Below are 14753 nucleotides of genomic sequence, written 5' to 3' on the forward strand. Positions count from 1 at the left end.
GCCGTCCTCCGATGTCCGCCGAGCTGGTCGCCCTGATGCTGGCCGACGCCCGCCTGCCCACCGGCTCGCACACGCAGTCGGCCGGGCTCGAGGCCGCGGTGCGCGACGGCCTGGCCGACGACGGACGACGCCTCGCCGACGTCGCCCGCTACGCCCGCGACCGGCTGCGCACCGTCGTCCGGGTCGAGGCCGGCGCGGCGGTCGTGGCGCGTCACCTGGTGCTCACCGGCCGCGACCCGCTCGAGGTCGTCGTCCACTGGGCGGCGCGGACGCCGAGCCCGGCGCTGCGCGAGATCGCCGGCCGCACCGGCCGTGGCTACCTGCGGCTGGCCGAGCGGGTCTGGCCGGCGGTGCTGCGGCACCTGCCGCGCGACACCGAGACGCCGCGGCCCGTCGTCCTCGGCGTGATCGGCGCCGTGTGCGGGCTGGACGCCGCGCAGGTCGCCCGGCTGACGGCCTACGACGACGCGCAGAGCGTGGTCGCGGCGTCGCTGAAGCTGCTGCCGGTCGACCCCGCCGCCGCCACCGGCTGGCTGGTCGACCTGCACCCCGACATCGAGGCCTGCGCCACCGCCGTCGCGGGCCTCACCGAGCCCGGCGACGTCCCGGCCTGCGGCGCGCCCGTGGTCGAGCTGCTGGCCGAGCGTCACGCCGTCGAGAGGATGAGGTTGTTCCATGGCTGAGACTGCTGCTCCCCCCGCCACCCGCGCACTGCGCCTGGGGGTGGCCGGGCCCGTGGGCACCGGCAAGTCGTCCCTGATCGCGACGCTGTGCCGCGCGCTGGCCGACGAGCTCGAGCTCGGCGTCGTCACCAACGACATCTACACCGACGAGGACGCCCGCTTCCTGCGCAGCGAGGGCGTGCTCGACCCCGACCGCATCCGCGCGGTCGAGACCGGCGCGTGCCCGCACACCGCCATCCGTGACGACGTGACGCCGAACCTGATCGCCGTCGAGACGCTCGAGGCCGACGTCGCCGCCGGCGGCGCGCCGCTCGACGTCGTGCTCGTCGAGTCGGGCGGCGACAACCTCACCGCCACCTTCTCGCCGGCGCTGGTCGACGCCCAGCTGTTCGTGCTCGACGTCGCCGGCGGCGGCGACGTGGCCCGCAAGGGCGGCCCGGGCATCGCGCGCGCCGACCTGCTGGTGGTCAACAAGACCGACCTGGCGCCGTACGTGGGGGTCGACGTCGAGCGGATGGTCGCCGACGCCGAGGCGGCCCGCGACGGCCGTCCGGTGCTCGCCCTCTCGCGCACCGCGCCCGACGCGGTGGCGCGGCTGGCCGAGTGGGTGCGCACGCAGCTCGGCGCCCACCGCGCCGGCACCCACACGCCGGTCGACCCCGGCCCGATGGCGCCGCACAGCCACGCCGACGGCACCGACCACGGGCACGGCCACGGGCACGGCCACGGCCACGGCCACGACGAGGCGCATGAGCACCCTCACGCGCATTGAGGTCTCGCCCGGCGGTGTGCGCCTCGGGCACGGCGTGCTCGCCGCCCGGCGGATGCGCGGGCCCGGGCCGGTGGTGCGGGTGGGGCTCGTCGGCACCGAGGCGCTGCTGCTCGCCGGCGACCACGTGCGCCTCGAGGTGGTCGTGCGCGGGTGCGCGGTCGAGGTGGTCGAGATCGGCGGCACCGTGGCCTACGACATGCGCGACGGCGCCACGACCAGCGCGCGGTGGGACGTCGACGTCCGCCTCGCCGACGGCGCGCGGCTGGACTGGCGTGCCGAGCCGTTCGTGGTCGCCACCGGCGCCGACGTGCGGCGCACCACGACCGTCGAGCTGGACGGCGACAGCGCGGCCACGCTGCGCGAGCGCGTCGTGCTGGGCCGCACCGGCGAGACCGGCGGGCGGCTGACGACGTCGACGCACGTGACCCGCGACGGCGTGCCACTGCTGGTCGAGACCCTCGACCTCGTGCGCGAGACGGCGCCCGGCTGGGCGGTGCTCGGCGCGGCCCGCTGCCTCGACACCGTCACCGCGCTCGGCCACCGGCTGCCCGACGGCCCCGACGTGCTGCAGCTGGCCGGTCAGGGGTCGGTGCGGCGGTGGCTCGGCGTCGACCTGCACGCGAGCGTGCTCGACCGCGAGCCGGTCACAGCGGGCGCTTGAACCCAGTGTGGCTCGGCGCGTAGCCGAGCCGCTCGTAGAAGCGGTGGGCGTCGACGCGGCTGCGGTCGGTGGTCAGCTGCGAGAGCACTGCTCCGCGTTCGGCACCCCAGGCGTGCGCCCACGCGAACAGCGCCGAGCCGAGGCCTCCGCCACGGGCTCTCGCGGCCAGCCGCACCGCCTCGACCTGCAACCGCGTCGCGCCGCCGCGCGCGAGCCCGGGCAGCAGCGTGAGCTGCATCGTGGCGACCAGCGCGCCCGTGTCGTCGCGCACCGCGAGCAGCAGGTGCGCCGGGTCGGCGTCGATCGCCGCGAACGCCCGCTCGTAGGCGACGAGATCACCGCTCTCGCGCGTGGCCCCGAGCACGTCGTCCGCCAGCAGCGCGGCCAGCCCCGGGACGTCGTCCACCACAGCGCGTCGCACGTCGAAGACCCGTCCGGCCACCTCGATGCGGTCCACGCCGGCGAGCATCGCACGGCCTCGCACCTCGACCACCGTGGGACCCGGACCGCTGACGATGGTCGAGGTGCGAGGAGCCCCAGCGACGAGCCTCGAGACCCGCCCCGCACGCGAACGTTCGCAGTGACCCTGCGAGGTCTCGACGACGGCCTCGCGCAGACGCTCGGCCTGCGCGACCACCGGGGGCCGACGCCGGTGGTCGAGCAGCGAGGAACGAGCGTCGTCGAAACCACCGGCCGTCGACGCGAACGTTCGCGTGGACCCTGCGAGGTCTCGAGGCTCGGCCGTGGCCGGCCCCGCACCTCGACCACCGTGGGACCCGGACCGCTGACGATGGTCGAGGTGCGAGGAGCCCCAGCGACGAGCCTCGAGACCTCCAGACCCCGACCCGCCGCACCAACCAAGCGATCGCACGGAACAGAACGCTCCAGACCCCGACCCGCCGCACCAGCCAAGCGATCGCACGGGACAGGTCGCGGAGAACAGGTCGCGGAGGGCACGCACCGCCCTCACCCGGCGCATCCCTTCCCCTGGATCGGCGGTGCCCCTACGGTGTCCGCCATGACCACTCGGGGTGTCATGGTGTCCGGTTGTGCTCTCCTGGCGGTGGCGGCCGCCGCGTCGGCGGTGGTGGCGGCGCCCGCGGTGCCGAGCGCCGACCCGCCCGGCAACGGCCGGGGGGTGAGCGCCGCCGTCAAGCCGTGGCAGTACGACCACTGGCCGCAGACCCAGCCGTGGCAGCGCAACCCCTCCGACGCCGCGCTGAAGAAGGTCCGCGCCGACCGCGGCGTCGGCACGCCCGGCTTCCCGGCGCCGATCGACGCGCAGAACTGGGAGAACCCCGACCAGATGACGTGGTCGGACTACACCCGCATCCCCGGCACCGACTGGTCCGACCCCGACCGCGAGGGGTCCGAGCGCACCTTCCGCGGCGCGCTCGTGGTCGTCGACTACGACGACAAGGGCTTCACCATCTCGCGCGGGGCCGACTCCGACATCTTCGGCAACCCCAGCGTCGAGGCGAACGGCGTCCCGCGCGAGCAGGTGCCGGAGTTCTACCGCGACTTCCTCAACACGCCCAACCAGCTCAACCGCGGCCACACCATCCACGAGTACTGGATGGAGGACTCCGGCGGCCGCTACGGCGTCGACCTCACCTCCTTCGGCGCCTACCGGATGCCGGGCAAGTCGCACGAGTACGCGATGGAGTTCCAGGACGGCCAGGCCTGCCCGGCCGGCGATGACTGCACCAAGGACCTACGCACCGACGCCTTCGCGGCGTGGACGGCGGCCGAGGGCGCCGACGTCCGCGACGACTTCGACTTCGTCTACATCCTCAGCGCCGGCCAGGACGAGTCCTCGACCTGGCAGGAGTTCGGGCAGATGAAGTTCCCGACCCGCGACGACGTCACCGAGCCGTTCGGCCCGCCCGACCCGGCCCTGCCCAACTGGGCGCCCACACGCTACATCGACTGGACGTCGTGGGCCTCCGGCTCGACGATCTGGCCGAACGCCGGCGGCGGGTCGACCACGCAGGCCGAGAGCTCGGGCATGGGCGTCTACGCCCACGAGCTGAGCCACGTGCTCGGCATCGGCGACAACTACAACAACCCCTACTCCGACCCGCCGCGCCGGGCCTACAGCGGCCCGTTCGAGATGCTCGACCGCGGCTCGTTCAACGGCCCCGGCGGCCCGCACAGCCGCTGGACGATCCCCGCCACCGGCGGCGGCTCGCTCGGCGCCCAGCACATGCTGCGCAACAAGATCAAGCTCGAGATGGTCAGCGAGCGGCACGTGCTGCGCCTGAGCCGCGCCGCGCTCGACGACTCCGGCGTCGTGGTGGCACGGGTGACGGCGCGGGCGCTGCAGCCCGGCGCGCAGGGCCTCTCCGGCATCAACCTGCAGCTGGGCCAGCAGGGCGACCGCAGCCCGGCGTGCAACACCCAGACCGACCCGCTGTGCGACGGCGGCGGCTACCAGAACTACACCCTCGAGGTCGTCGACCGCATGGGCGCCGACTCCTTCACCCCCGACGCCGGCGTCCTGCTGGCCAAGACCAAGAACGACGACCGTGCACCGTTCATCTGGACGATCGACGCCAACCCGCAGGACATCGGCATGACCGACTACGTGCTGCCCGACGGCACGAAGGTGCCGATCACGGTGGGCGACTACCGCCAGCTCTCCGACGCGCTGTTCCACGCCGGCACCGACTCCGGCAGCGAGTACGAGTGGGTCGACGAGGCCAACCGGCTGCACTTCTACGTGCTGCGCAACAGCCGCGACGCCCGCGGCCGGCTCAACTACACCGTCGCCGTCCGCTCGCTCGACGGCGACGGCGACCAGCAGCGCGGCGTCTCGCTGCGGCCCAAGACCGCCGTGGCGAACGGCAACGGCCTGGCCACCTGCACGATCCCGCTGACCAACACCGGCCGTGGCGCGGTCGACGGCGGCGACCACCCCGAGGACGTCGGCCGCTACCTGGCCAACGACGTCTACCGGCTCTCGGCGAAGGTCTCGGGCAGCGGCTGGCAGGTGCACCTGCCGAACGAGCTGGCCACCGCGGCCACCGGCAAGGGCACCCAGGTCGTCGTCTACGCCCGCAACGACTTCGCCAAGGCGAAGCCGGCCACGGTCACCCTCACCGCCAGCTCCGAGAGCGACCCCGACGCGCTGGCCCGCACCACCTGCCGCGTCTCGATGCGCTGAGCACGACCGGGGTCGTCGTCGTCCGCGTCGACGTCGCGGACGACGGCGCCCTGCGTGCGCTCTGGGAGGTCGAGCAGGCCGCCCACCGCGCCGCGCGTCGGCGTCCACTGCTGCGCACCCACGACGCCTTCGTGGCGCAGGCCCGGCGCACCGACGACCCGACCCGGCGGACGCTGCTCGCGGCACGAGCCGGTGGCGAGGTGGTCGGGGCCGCAGAGCTGTCGCTGCTCGGGCCCGACAACCCGCACCTCGCCGAGCTGGAGGTCGCCGTGGCGCCCGCGCACCAGCGCGCGGGCGTGGGCCGGTCGCTGTGGCGGGCCGCGCGCGAGGCGGCGGTGGCCGACGGACGCGACACCGTGGTGGGCGAGGTCTACGCGTCACCGGACAGCGGGGGCGCCGCGCTTGCCTTCGCGACCGCGATGGGTGCGGTGAGCGTGCACCAGGAGGAGCACCTCGCCCTCGAGCTGGACCGCGCCGCGACACCGCCCGACCCCGACGCCGCCAGGGACGGGTACACCGTCGTCGCGTGGGGCGGCCGGTGCCCCGACGAGCACCTCGCCGCCTACGCACGGCTGCGCACGCGCATGGAGCACGACGTGCCGCAGGGCGAGCTCGACCGGCGTCCGATCGAGGTCACCGAGGAGCGGGTGCGCGCCCGCGAGGGGCGGCTCAGCCCGAGCTACGACTCGCTCGTCGCCGCCGCCCGGCACGTCGTGAGCGGCGAGCTGGTCGGCTACACGCAGCTGCTCGTCCCCCACGGCGAGACCGAGGTGGTGCAGGACGACACGCTGGTCGAGCCCGAGCACCGCGGCCACGGTCTCGGCGCCCGGCTCAAGCGGGTCAACCTCGCCCGACTACGCGTCGAGCACCCCGGCGCCACCGCGGTGCACACCTGGACCGCGCCCGACAACGCCCCGATGCTGCGCACCAACCTGGCGCTCGGCTTCGTCGTCGTCGAGCGGATGCACGAGGTGCAGGCGCGGCTGGGTGAGCCGCCGCGCCGCTGACCCGGACGGTCAGTCGAGGACGCCGGGCGCCACCGCGCCGAGCAGCGCCTCGGCCCGCGCCAGCAGCCGGCCGGCGCGCTCGGGCGTCAGCTCGTCGCCCTCGACGAGCAGCAGCTCGCTGCCGACCGTGGCGAGGACGACGGGGGCCAGCGGCGCGAGTGCCGCGCCGACCGTGGGCGTGACGAGCGCCTGCGCGAAGCCGGCGTCGACGCTGCGCACGCGGTGCTGCTCGTCGAGCGGCCCGGCTTCGACGTCCACGGTCTCGCCGCGACCCACCTCGACCAGGTCGGTCAGGCGCGACAGCACGCCCTGGGGCCGGACGTCGAGCGTGGGCACCTCGCGGGCGAGGCCGAGCGCGAGCACCGAGACGCGGCGGGTGCCGCCCTGGCCGGCGTTGTAGGCGTAGTCGACCAGCCGGCACGGCCGCCCGGCGCAGGTGCCGAGGTACATGAGGCCGAGGCTGTCGACCTCGCGGCGGTTCAGCGGGCCGCCGCTCCCGGTGAGGCGCCGGCGCCACGGCTCGACGGCCGCGGTGTCGTACGCCACGGGCTCGAGGCCGCGGGGCGCGACGGCGGCGGCGACGGCCGCCGCCCGCTCGCCGCGCTGCCGGGCGCTGCGTCGGAGCGCGACGACCACCACCAGCCCTGCGATGCCGAGTCCGACGACGACGCTGAGCACCCCGGCGACCATGGGGCTCTGGATAGCAGGTGCGGGCGACCCGAACGGGTGGTCGCCGCCTCGTGACGAACCACGGATTCCGCGCGTTCCCACCCCTCGTGGCCCGGGCATGGCCCGGTCAGACACCTCGGGAGGGACCCATGAGCTACTCCAGCGCCGCCATCGACGGCTTCAAGACCTCGATCGCCCACCAGGCCATCACCAGGATGTTCGACGACAAGGGCGGGTGGGAGGGCGACGCCGCCTCGGGCTACCACCACCACGCCATGTGGCCCTACCCGTCGCTGGCCGGCCGCACGCTGCCGCCGGTCTCGGGCCCGACCGGCGTCGTCCAGTTCTTCGTGCCCGGGACGGCGATGAACGCGCACGGCCAGTGGGACCGCAGCGACGGCGCATCGCTCGACTCCGACGGCTTCCCGCCCGGCACCACGATCATGCGCGAGGCCGAGGTCGAGGGCATGGACGGCTGGGTCTGCCAGGTCGACCCGTGGACCGACTGCTACCAGCCGTGGCTCGAGCGCATCGAGTCCGCGCTGGAGGGGTGGGAGACCATCCCCGACCACAGCCGCTTCGCCGAGGAGGCCGCGAAGGCCGGCGCCGCCCTCGAGCAGCTCACGCCGAACGGCGGGTTCGGTGACCTCGGCGCCGCGGCCTGGCGACCGGCCTTCACCGACCCCGCCCGCACCAACGCCTTCGACCTGCTGGCCGAGTACGTCGGCGGTGCCGTGGAGTCCAACCTCGTCTACGCCTTCCGCGACAAGTACGGCCCGACCGCCATCCGCACCGTCATGGCGAACCAGGGGCAGGTCGCGCTCGGGCTGAACCTGGTCCTCGGGGGCGAGGCCGAGCTGTGGCGCACGGCCGGGGACGACGTCACGGCGCTGTGCGAGGCGGCGTCCACCGCGTTCGAGCACCAGGGCGGTGGCGGCGGCGTCGAGATCGACCTGCGCGTCGTCCGGGCCTTCGTCGACCTCGTCAACGTCTTCGTGCCGCCCCCGGCGAAGGTGGTCGTCAGCGCCATCTCGGCCGGCCTCGGCTTCGTGCAGGCGCTGGTCCCGCAGGACCAGGCGGAGACCACACCCCCGCCGCCGCTGGCGGGCGGCACGGCCGAAGACGTGGCCCGCAACTTCGAGGAGGCGCTGCGCCTGCTGCGCACCGCCTGCTTCCGGCAGGAGGAGGAGCTGTACCGCTGCGCGTCGCGGCTCAGCGAGTCGCTCGCCACGACGGACGCCGACTTCCTGCACATCCACCCGGGCTCCGGCCTCGACAGCGGCGTCACGACCGCCGAGCAGATCGACGTGCACACCGGGGCGCTGCAGGACATCGGCAGCCGCAAGGTCCCGATCATCGCCGCGATCTTCGCTACCGCCGCCGACGCCACCACGGGCCTGGCCCCGGCGAGCATCTGGACGCGCGGCGGACTGCTGGGGTACGGCGCGGCCGGCCCGCAGGCACTGGTCGCCGACGCCGCCGACGCCTTCGACCAGGTGGCCACGGGCACCGCGCGCGAGCTGGTGGACGCCGGCGCGCGGCTCGCCGTCGCCGCCGGCTGGATCGAGACCACCGACGAGGAGACCCGCCAGCTCTTCGAGGGCCTCGAGGACGAGCTCGCCCGCGGCCAGACCGGCTGGAGCACCCCCTACCCCGCCCCCCGACCCGGACCCCAGGGCGGACGCTGACCCGTCGGACATGTCTGACGGGTCGACCTCGGATCCGCGCTGACCCGCCAGACATGTCTGACGGGTCAGCGTGGTTAGCCTGCGGTCGTGGACGAGTCCGGGCTGCCCCTCGTCGGTCGCACCGCCCTGGTCACCGGCGCGAGCCGGCGGCGCGGCATCGGGTTCGCCGTGGCCCGTCGACTGGCCTCGATGGGGGCCTCGGTGGCGGTGCACCACCACCGTCCGCACGACATTGACGTGCACGGCGAGGCGGACGACGTACCGGCGCTGGTGGCCGAGCTGCGGACCCTCGGACCGGGCGAGGTCGTCGACCTGGACGGCGACCTCGGCGACGCCGACGTCGCCTCGGGCCTCGTCGGGCGGGCGGTCGCGGCCCTCGGCCACCTCGACGTCCTGGTGTGCAACCACACCCATGGCGGCGACGAGGTCTCGCTGCGCGAGGCCACCGCGGAGGCCTTCGACCGGCACTGGGCGGTCGGCACCCGCGCCACCCTCCTGCTCACCCAGGCCCACGCCGCCCAGCACGACGGACGCCCCGGCGGTCGGGTCGTCTGGATGACGTCGGGCCAGCAGCTCGGGCCCATGAGCGACAACCTGGCCTACGCGGTCTCCAAGGCCGCGCTCGCGGGGGCGACCGCGTCGGTGGCGGCCGAGCTGGCGTCGTCCGGGATCCTGCTCAACACCGTCAACCCGGGTCCGGTGAACACCGGCTACCTGGACGGCGCCCCGCCCGCGCTGCTCGAGCTGTTCCCCACCGGTCGGCCCGGTGAGCCCGACGATCCCGCCCGCCTCATCGCGTGGCTCGTCAGCGACGAGGGCCGGTGGATGGTCGGCCAGGTGCTGAACACCGAGGGTGGGTTCAGGCGGTAGCGCAGCAGGCGGCCTCGACCGGCTCAGTCGACTGGACCGCCGGGGCGTCGTCCAGCACGGTGTAGACCTCCCAGCGCAGGCCGTCGGGCACGCCCTCGACCCAGAACTTGTCCTGTCGCGCGTGGCAGCAGACGGTGTCGCGCTCGTCGACCGAGGCGAGCCCGGCGCCGGCCAGCCGGGTCTGCGCGACGTCGACGGCGTCGGTGTCGGCCACCTCGACGCCGAGGTGGTTGATCGTGCCGCCGCGACCCGGGGTCTCGACCAGCACGAGCTTCAGCGGCGGGTCGGCGACGGCGAAGTTGGCGTAGCCGGGCCGCACCTTGGTGGGCTCGGCGTCGAGCAGGGCGGTGTAGAAGGCGACGGACGCGTCGAGGTCGTCGACGTTCAGGGCGAGCTGCAGACGGGACACGGTGGCTCCTGACATAGATGGATGTCGATGCCTGCCCAGGCTGGACCTCCGCATAGACATCTGTCAATATCGACCTGTGTCGAAGTCCGTGCTCGAACCGGCCGAGGCCCTCGCCTGCTGCCCGCCCCTCGCCCGCGAGCCGATGAGCGCCGCGGCGGCGGAGCGCATCGCGCCCCTGCTCAAGGCGATCGCCGACCCGGTGCGGCTGAGGCTGCTCTCGCTGATCGCCTCGCACGCCGACGCCGAGGCCTGCGTGTGCGACCTCAACGACGCCTTCGACCTCTCCCAGCCGACCATCAGCCACCACCTCAAGCAGCTGCACGCCGCGGGGCTGCTCGAGCGCGAGAAGCGCGGGGTGTGGGTCTACTACCGGGCCGTCCCCGGACCGCTGCGCGACCTGGCCGCGCTGCTCGGTGGGGTGGGCGCGTGAGCGGGCGTCGTCCGACCGTGCTGTTCGTGTGCGTGCACAACGCCGGGCGCTCGCAGATGGCGGCCGGCTACCTGCGCCACCTCGGCGGGGACGACGTGCGCGTGCTGTCGGCGGGGTCGCAGCCAGCCGCGCAGGTGAACCCCGCCGCGGTGGCGGCGATGGCCGAGGAGGGCATCGACCTCACCGCCGCCGTGCCCCGGCAACTGGCCGACGAGACCGTCGGTGAGGCCGACGTCGTGGTCACCATGGGCTGCGGCGACGAGTGCCCCTTCGTGCCCGGCCGCCGCTACGAGGACTGGCCCCTCGACGACCCCGCCGGCCTCGGCGTCGACGCCGTCCGCCCGATCCGCGACGAGATCAGGCGCCGGGTCGAGGCGCTGCTGGTCGAGCTGCGCCGTGGCGACGCCGGCTGAGGCGCTGCGGGGCGAGCACGTCGTCCTGGTGCTGGTCGCGGCCGCGCACGTCGACGACCTGCTGCGCCTGCGGTCGACACCCGAGGTGCACGCCCGCTGGCGCGCGCCGTCGGAGGGCTGGCCGCTGCTCGAGACCGGTAGCACCCGCTACGCCGTCCTCGTCGACGACGTCGTGCGCGGGCTCGTGCAGTACGGCGAGGAGGACGACGCCGACTACCGCCACGCCTCCATCGACGTCTTCGTCGACCCCGCCGTCCACGGTCGCGGTGTCGGCACCGACGCCGTGCGTACCCTCGCCCGTCACCTCGTGCACGACCGCGGCCACCACCGCCTCGTCATCGACCCCGCCGCCGACAACGAGCCCGCGATCCGCTGCTACGCCAAGGTCGGGTTCAGGCCGGTCGGCGTCATGCGGCGCTACGAGCGGGACGCCGACGGCGACGGCTGGCACGACGGCCTGCTGATGGACCTGCTCGCCGACGAGCTCGACGCCGCGCCGTAGGGACCGGCCGGGGTCAGTGCGCCATGTCGACGAAGCGGGAGTAGTGGCCCTGGAAGGCCACGGTGATGTCGCGGGTGGCGCCGTTGCGGTGCTTGGCGACGATCAGGTCGGCCTCGCCGGGGCGGGTCGACTCCTTCTCGTAGACGTCGTCGCGGTGCAGCAGGATCACCATGTCGGCGTCCTGCTCCAGGGACCCGGATTCGCGTAGGTCGCTCATCATCGGGCGCTTGTCGCCGCGCTGCTCGGGGCCACGGTTCAGCTGGGAGAGCGCGATGATCGGCACCTCGAGCTCCTTCGCGAGCAGCTTGATCTGGCGGGAGAACTCCGAGACCTCGAGCTGGCGGGACTCGACCTTCTTGCCCGAGGTCATCAGCTGCATGTAGTCGATGACGATCAGCCGCAGGTCGTGGCGCTGCTTGAGCCGCCGCGCCTTCGCCCGGATCTCCATCATCGTCATGTTCGGGCTGTCGTCGATGAAGATCGGCGCCGCCGAGACCCGCGACATGTGGTGGGCCAGCTTGTCCCAGTCGGCGTCCTGCATGTTGCCGTTGCGGATGTGGTTGAGCGGCACCTTCGCCTCGGCCGAGAGCAGGCGCATCGTGATCTCGGTCTTGGTCATCTCGAGGCTGAAGAAGACGCTGGTCAGGTTGTTCGAGATCGACGCCGCCCGGCAGAAGTCCAGCGCGAGGGTCGACTTACCCATGGCCGGACGCGCCGCCACGATGATCATCTGGCCCGAGTGCAGACCGTTGGTGAGGTCGTCGAGGTCGGCGAAGCCGGTGGGGACGCCGTACAGGCCGGCCTCGCGGTTGCCGATGGCCTCGATCTCGTCGAGGACGCCCTCGAGGATGTCGCTCAGCGGGCGGTAGTCCTCGGCGGCACGGCGGTCGGTGACCTGGTAGATCTCGGCCTGGGCGCGGTCGACGATGTCGTCGACCTGGCCCTCGCCGGAGTAGCCGAACTGCGCGATGCGGGTGCCGGCGTCGACCAGCCGCCGCAGGATCGCCTTCTCGCGCACGATCTCGGCGTAGAACTCGGCGTTCGCCGCGATCGGCACGTTGGCCGCGAGGGTGTGCAGGTAGGGCGCCCCGCCGACCTTGGCCAGCTCGCCGCGGCGCTGCAGCTCGGCCGAGACGGTGATCATGTCGACCGGCTCGCCGCGGCCGAACAGGTCGATGACGGCGTCGTGGATCAGCTCGTGCGCGGGCCGGTAGAAGTCGGCGCCGCGCAGCACCTCGGCGACCTCGGCGACGGCGTCCTTGCTGATGAGCATCGAGCCGAGCACCGACTGCTCGGCCGCCATGTCCTGCGGCGGGGTGCGGTCGCCGGCCGAGCGCGGCGCGTCGCCCGGCTCGAAGGGCGCGGGCCCGTCGCCCCAGGCGTCCCAGGCGCCGTCGGCCTCGGAGCCGTAGTCGGGGGGCTCACCGGTGCCGCGCGGGTCGCTCTCGGTGATGCTCACTGCGATCCTCCACGTCGTGGGCTCGGCTGCTGCGCTGGTGCCGGTCGGCGGCTGCTCGGGTGCTGCGGGGGCGGTCGGTCGACCGGCCGGTGTCACGACGCACGGTAGGGACGGGCACCGACACTCGGGTGCACGAGAGTGCGAACCTACGGCGCCGGAGGACGCGGCGACAGCGGCGTGTGCACAGGCCCTGGGGATAACTCGGTCAGCGCCGTGGACGAGCTCCCGATCTGTGTGCACAGCCTGGGGACCCCGCTGTGGAGTACGGCCGGCGAAACCCGCGCAACCCCCTGCTGACCTGCGACGACGTCGCTCCCAGGGTGTGCACCGAAAACAGTCGGGGTGGAATCTCGTTCACCGGACGGTCACCTGGGGGTCGCGTGCCGGTTTGTCGACATGCGCGCCGTGGCGGCGGGGTTTCCACACGTTTTCCACCGGTGATCACGTCGATTTCGATCCCGGCGTCCGGACTGGTGTGGTAGCGCGGTGAGCCGCCGATCCGAGGGGACGTCGCCGCCCCGCGCGGGCCGTCGACCGCACGGCGACACCGACCGCGAGATCCTGCGGCTGGCCGTGCCGGCGTTCCTCGCCCTGGTCGCCGAGCCGCTGTTCCTGCTCACCGACGCCGCCATCGTGGGCCACCTCGGCACCGCCGAGCTCGCCGGCCTCGGGATCGCGGCCACGGTGCTGCAGACCGTCGTCGGCCTGTGCGTGTTCCTGGCCTACGGCACCACGGCCAGCGTCGCCCGGCACCTCGGCGCCGGCGACCTGCGCGCGGGGCTGGCGCTCGGCGTCGACGGGATCTGGCTCGCGCTCGGCCTCGGCGTGGTGCTGACCGCGCTCGGGGTCGTGCTCACCGAGCCGCTCGTGGCCGCCTTCGGGGTCTCGGCCGAGATCGGCGGCCACGCCGAGACCTTCCTGCGCATCGCCTTCCTCGGCACCGCCCCGCTGCTGGTGATGCTCGCCGCGACCGGCGTGCTACGCGGCCTGCAGGACACCCGCACCCCGCTCGTCGTCGCGATCGCCGGCAACGCCCTCAACGTCGTGGCCAACCTGGTGCTGGTCTACGGCGTCGGCTCGTTCGCGGGCCTCGGCCTCGCCGGCTCGGCCTGGGGCTCGCTGCTCGCGCAGACCGCCTCGGCCACCGCGCTGTGCGTGGTCGTGGTGCGCGGCGCCCGCCGTCACGAGGCCCGGCTGCGACCGTCGGCCCTCGGCGTGCGCCGGGCCGGGCGCGCCGGCGTCCCCCTGCTCGTGCGCACCCTGACGCTGCGCGCTGCCCTGCTGGTCACGGTCGTCGCGGTCACCCTCGGCGCCGGTGACGGGGACGCCGGCGCGGACCGCATCGCCACCCACCAGGTGGCGATGACGCTCTGGACCTTCCTCGCCTTCGTGCTGGACGCCGTCGCCATCGCCGCCCAGGCGCTCACCGGGCGCGCGCTGGGCGCCGGGGACGTCGAGGGCACCCGCCGGCTGACCCGCCGGATGGTCTCGTGGGGGCTCTGGAGCGGCGTCGCGCTCGGCCTGCTGCTCGCCCTCGCCTCGCCCCTGCTCGGCCGGCTGTTCACCGACGACCCCGACGTGCCCGGCCTGCTCGTGCCGGTGCTGCTCGTCGCCGCGCTCGGCCAGCCGGTCGCCGGCGTCGTGTTCGTGCTGGACGGCGTCCTCATCGGCGCCGGCGACGGCCGCTACCTGGCGTGGGCGGGTCTGGTGGTCGCGGTGGTCTACGCGCCGATCACCCTCGCCGCCGTCGCCTGGGGCGGGGGGCTCGTCGTGGTGTGGGTGCTGTTCGCCGGGCTGTTCATGACCGGCCGGCTGGTCACGCTGCTGCACCGGGCGCGCGGCGACGCCTGGCTGCGCACCGGCGCGGGCACCGTCGCCCCCTGAGGCGCGGCCGACCCCTAGCTGTGATGCCCAGGCACGTTGTGCGATCGGGTACGGCGCGTCCGTAGATGGGTGAAGGCCTCCCGCGGTGGAGTGGAGCTGTCTAGAAACCGCTTCACCGCCAGGAGGCCTTCATGTCCCAC

At 74.1% G+C, this 14753-nt stretch carries 15 protein-coding genes; 11 read left to right on the forward strand and 4 right to left on the reverse strand.

Annotated features, from left to right (window positions below):
- Window positions 1-11 precede the first annotated feature (11 nt).
- From ABEA04_RS21085 to ABEA04_RS21095, 3 genes are read left to right on the forward strand one after another with little or no spacing between them, the layout of a single operon-like run.
- Window positions 12-683 (forward strand): urease accessory protein UreF, encoded by a 672-nt coding sequence (locus ABEA04_RS21085; protein ID WP_345463620.1) that lies wholly within the window; start codon window positions 12-14, stop codon window positions 681-683.
- Entirely contained in the window at window positions 676-1455 is a 780-nt protein-coding gene (gene ureG, locus ABEA04_RS21090) for an urease accessory protein UreG (protein ID WP_345463623.1), read from the forward strand. The genes ABEA04_RS21085 and ureG overlap by 8 nt, the downstream gene beginning before the upstream one ends.
- Entirely contained in the window at window positions 1433-2116 is a 684-nt protein-coding gene (locus ABEA04_RS21095) for an urease accessory protein UreD (protein ID WP_345463626.1), read from the forward strand. Before ureG ends, ABEA04_RS21095 begins: the two co-directional genes overlap by 23 nt.
- On the opposite strand, the gene ABEA04_RS21100 is transcribed toward ABEA04_RS21095, so the two are convergent.
- Window positions 2100-2573 carry a GNAT family N-acetyltransferase gene (locus ABEA04_RS21100; protein ID WP_345463629.1) on the reverse strand — a complete coding sequence of 158 codons (474 nt, stop codon included), beginning with the start codon at window positions 2571-2573 and terminating at the stop codon, window positions 2100-2102. The genes ABEA04_RS21095 and ABEA04_RS21100 overlap by 17 nt on opposite strands.
- A gap of 561 nt (window positions 2574-3134) precedes the next feature.
- On the opposite strand from ABEA04_RS21100, the gene ABEA04_RS21105 reads away from it, so the two are divergent.
- Complete coding sequence (locus tag ABEA04_RS21105) at window positions 3135-5282, forward strand: M6 family metalloprotease domain-containing protein (RefSeq protein WP_345463632.1); 2148 nt, start codon at window positions 3135-3137, stop codon at window positions 5280-5282.
- 131 nt (window positions 5283-5413) lie between these two features.
- A complete protein-coding gene (locus ABEA04_RS21110) occupies window positions 5414-6289 on the forward strand; it encodes a GNAT family N-acetyltransferase (RefSeq protein WP_345463635.1) in 876 nt (291 codons plus the stop codon).
- A gap of 9 nt (window positions 6290-6298) precedes the next feature.
- Here the strand turns inward: ABEA04_RS21110 and ABEA04_RS21115 are convergent, their stop codons facing one another.
- Window positions 6299-6979: a hypothetical protein gene (locus ABEA04_RS21115; protein WP_345463638.1), complete on the reverse strand. Its 681-nt coding sequence runs from the start codon at window positions 6977-6979 to the stop codon at window positions 6299-6301.
- Window positions 6980-7107: 128 nt separating this feature from the next.
- Between ABEA04_RS21115 and ABEA04_RS21120 the strand changes: the two genes are divergently transcribed.
- Together ABEA04_RS21120 and ABEA04_RS21125 are read left to right on the forward strand one after the other, a co-directional pair.
- Complete coding sequence (locus ABEA04_RS21120; protein WP_345463641.1) at window positions 7108-8646, forward strand: hypothetical protein; 1539 nt, start codon at window positions 7108-7110, stop codon at window positions 8644-8646.
- 87 nt (window positions 8647-8733) lie between these two features.
- Window positions 8734-9516 carry an SDR family oxidoreductase gene (locus ABEA04_RS21125; protein ID WP_345463644.1) on the forward strand — a complete coding sequence of 261 codons (783 nt, stop codon included), beginning with the start codon at window positions 8734-8736 and terminating at the stop codon, window positions 9514-9516.
- Here ABEA04_RS21125 and ABEA04_RS21130 read toward each other — a convergent pair.
- Window positions 9506-9925, reverse strand: coding sequence for an ArsI/CadI family heavy metal resistance metalloenzyme (locus ABEA04_RS21130; RefSeq protein WP_345463647.1), 420 nt, complete (start codon window positions 9923-9925; stop codon window positions 9506-9508). The two genes, ABEA04_RS21125 and ABEA04_RS21130, sit on opposite strands and share 11 nt — an antisense overlap.
- Before the next feature lie 76 nt (window positions 9926-10001).
- Here ABEA04_RS21130 and ABEA04_RS21135 point away from each other — a divergent pair, with 76 nt between their 5' ends.
- The 3 genes from ABEA04_RS21135 to ABEA04_RS21145 are packed head-to-tail and all read left to right on the forward strand — an operon-like array spanning window position 10002 to window position 11270.
- Window positions 10002-10355, forward strand: coding sequence for a metalloregulator ArsR/SmtB family transcription factor (locus tag ABEA04_RS21135; RefSeq protein ID WP_345463650.1), 354 nt, complete (start codon window positions 10002-10004; stop codon window positions 10353-10355).
- Complete coding sequence (locus ABEA04_RS21140; RefSeq protein ID WP_345463653.1) at window positions 10352-10768, forward strand: arsenate reductase ArsC; 417 nt, start codon at window positions 10352-10354, stop codon at window positions 10766-10768. Before ABEA04_RS21135 ends, ABEA04_RS21140 begins: the two co-directional genes overlap by 4 nt.
- 4 nt (window positions 10769-10772) lie before the next feature.
- The gene (locus ABEA04_RS21145; protein WP_425577059.1) at window positions 10773-11270 is read left to right on the forward strand and encodes a GNAT family N-acetyltransferase; all 498 of its coding nucleotides are present in this window, start codon (window positions 10773-10775) and stop codon (window positions 11268-11270) included.
- Between the two features lie 13 nt (window positions 11271-11283).
- Here the strand turns inward: ABEA04_RS21145 and dnaB are convergent, their stop codons facing one another.
- Entirely contained in the window at window positions 11284-12729 is a 1446-nt protein-coding gene (dnaB, locus tag ABEA04_RS21150) for a replicative DNA helicase (RefSeq protein ID WP_345463659.1), read from the reverse strand.
- A gap of 486 nt (window positions 12730-13215) precedes the next feature.
- Here dnaB and ABEA04_RS21155 point away from each other — a divergent pair, with 486 nt between their 5' ends.
- Window positions 13216-14613 carry an MATE family efflux transporter gene (locus ABEA04_RS21155; RefSeq protein WP_345463662.1) on the forward strand — a complete coding sequence of 466 codons (1398 nt, stop codon included), beginning with the start codon at window positions 13216-13218 and terminating at the stop codon, window positions 14611-14613.
- Window positions 14614-14753: the final 140 nt, after the last annotated feature.

This window comes from Nocardioides marinquilinus (genome assembly GCF_039543705.1).
Classification (GTDB): domain Bacteria; phylum Actinomycetota; class Actinomycetes; order Propionibacteriales; family Nocardioidaceae; genus Nocardioides; species Nocardioides marinquilinus.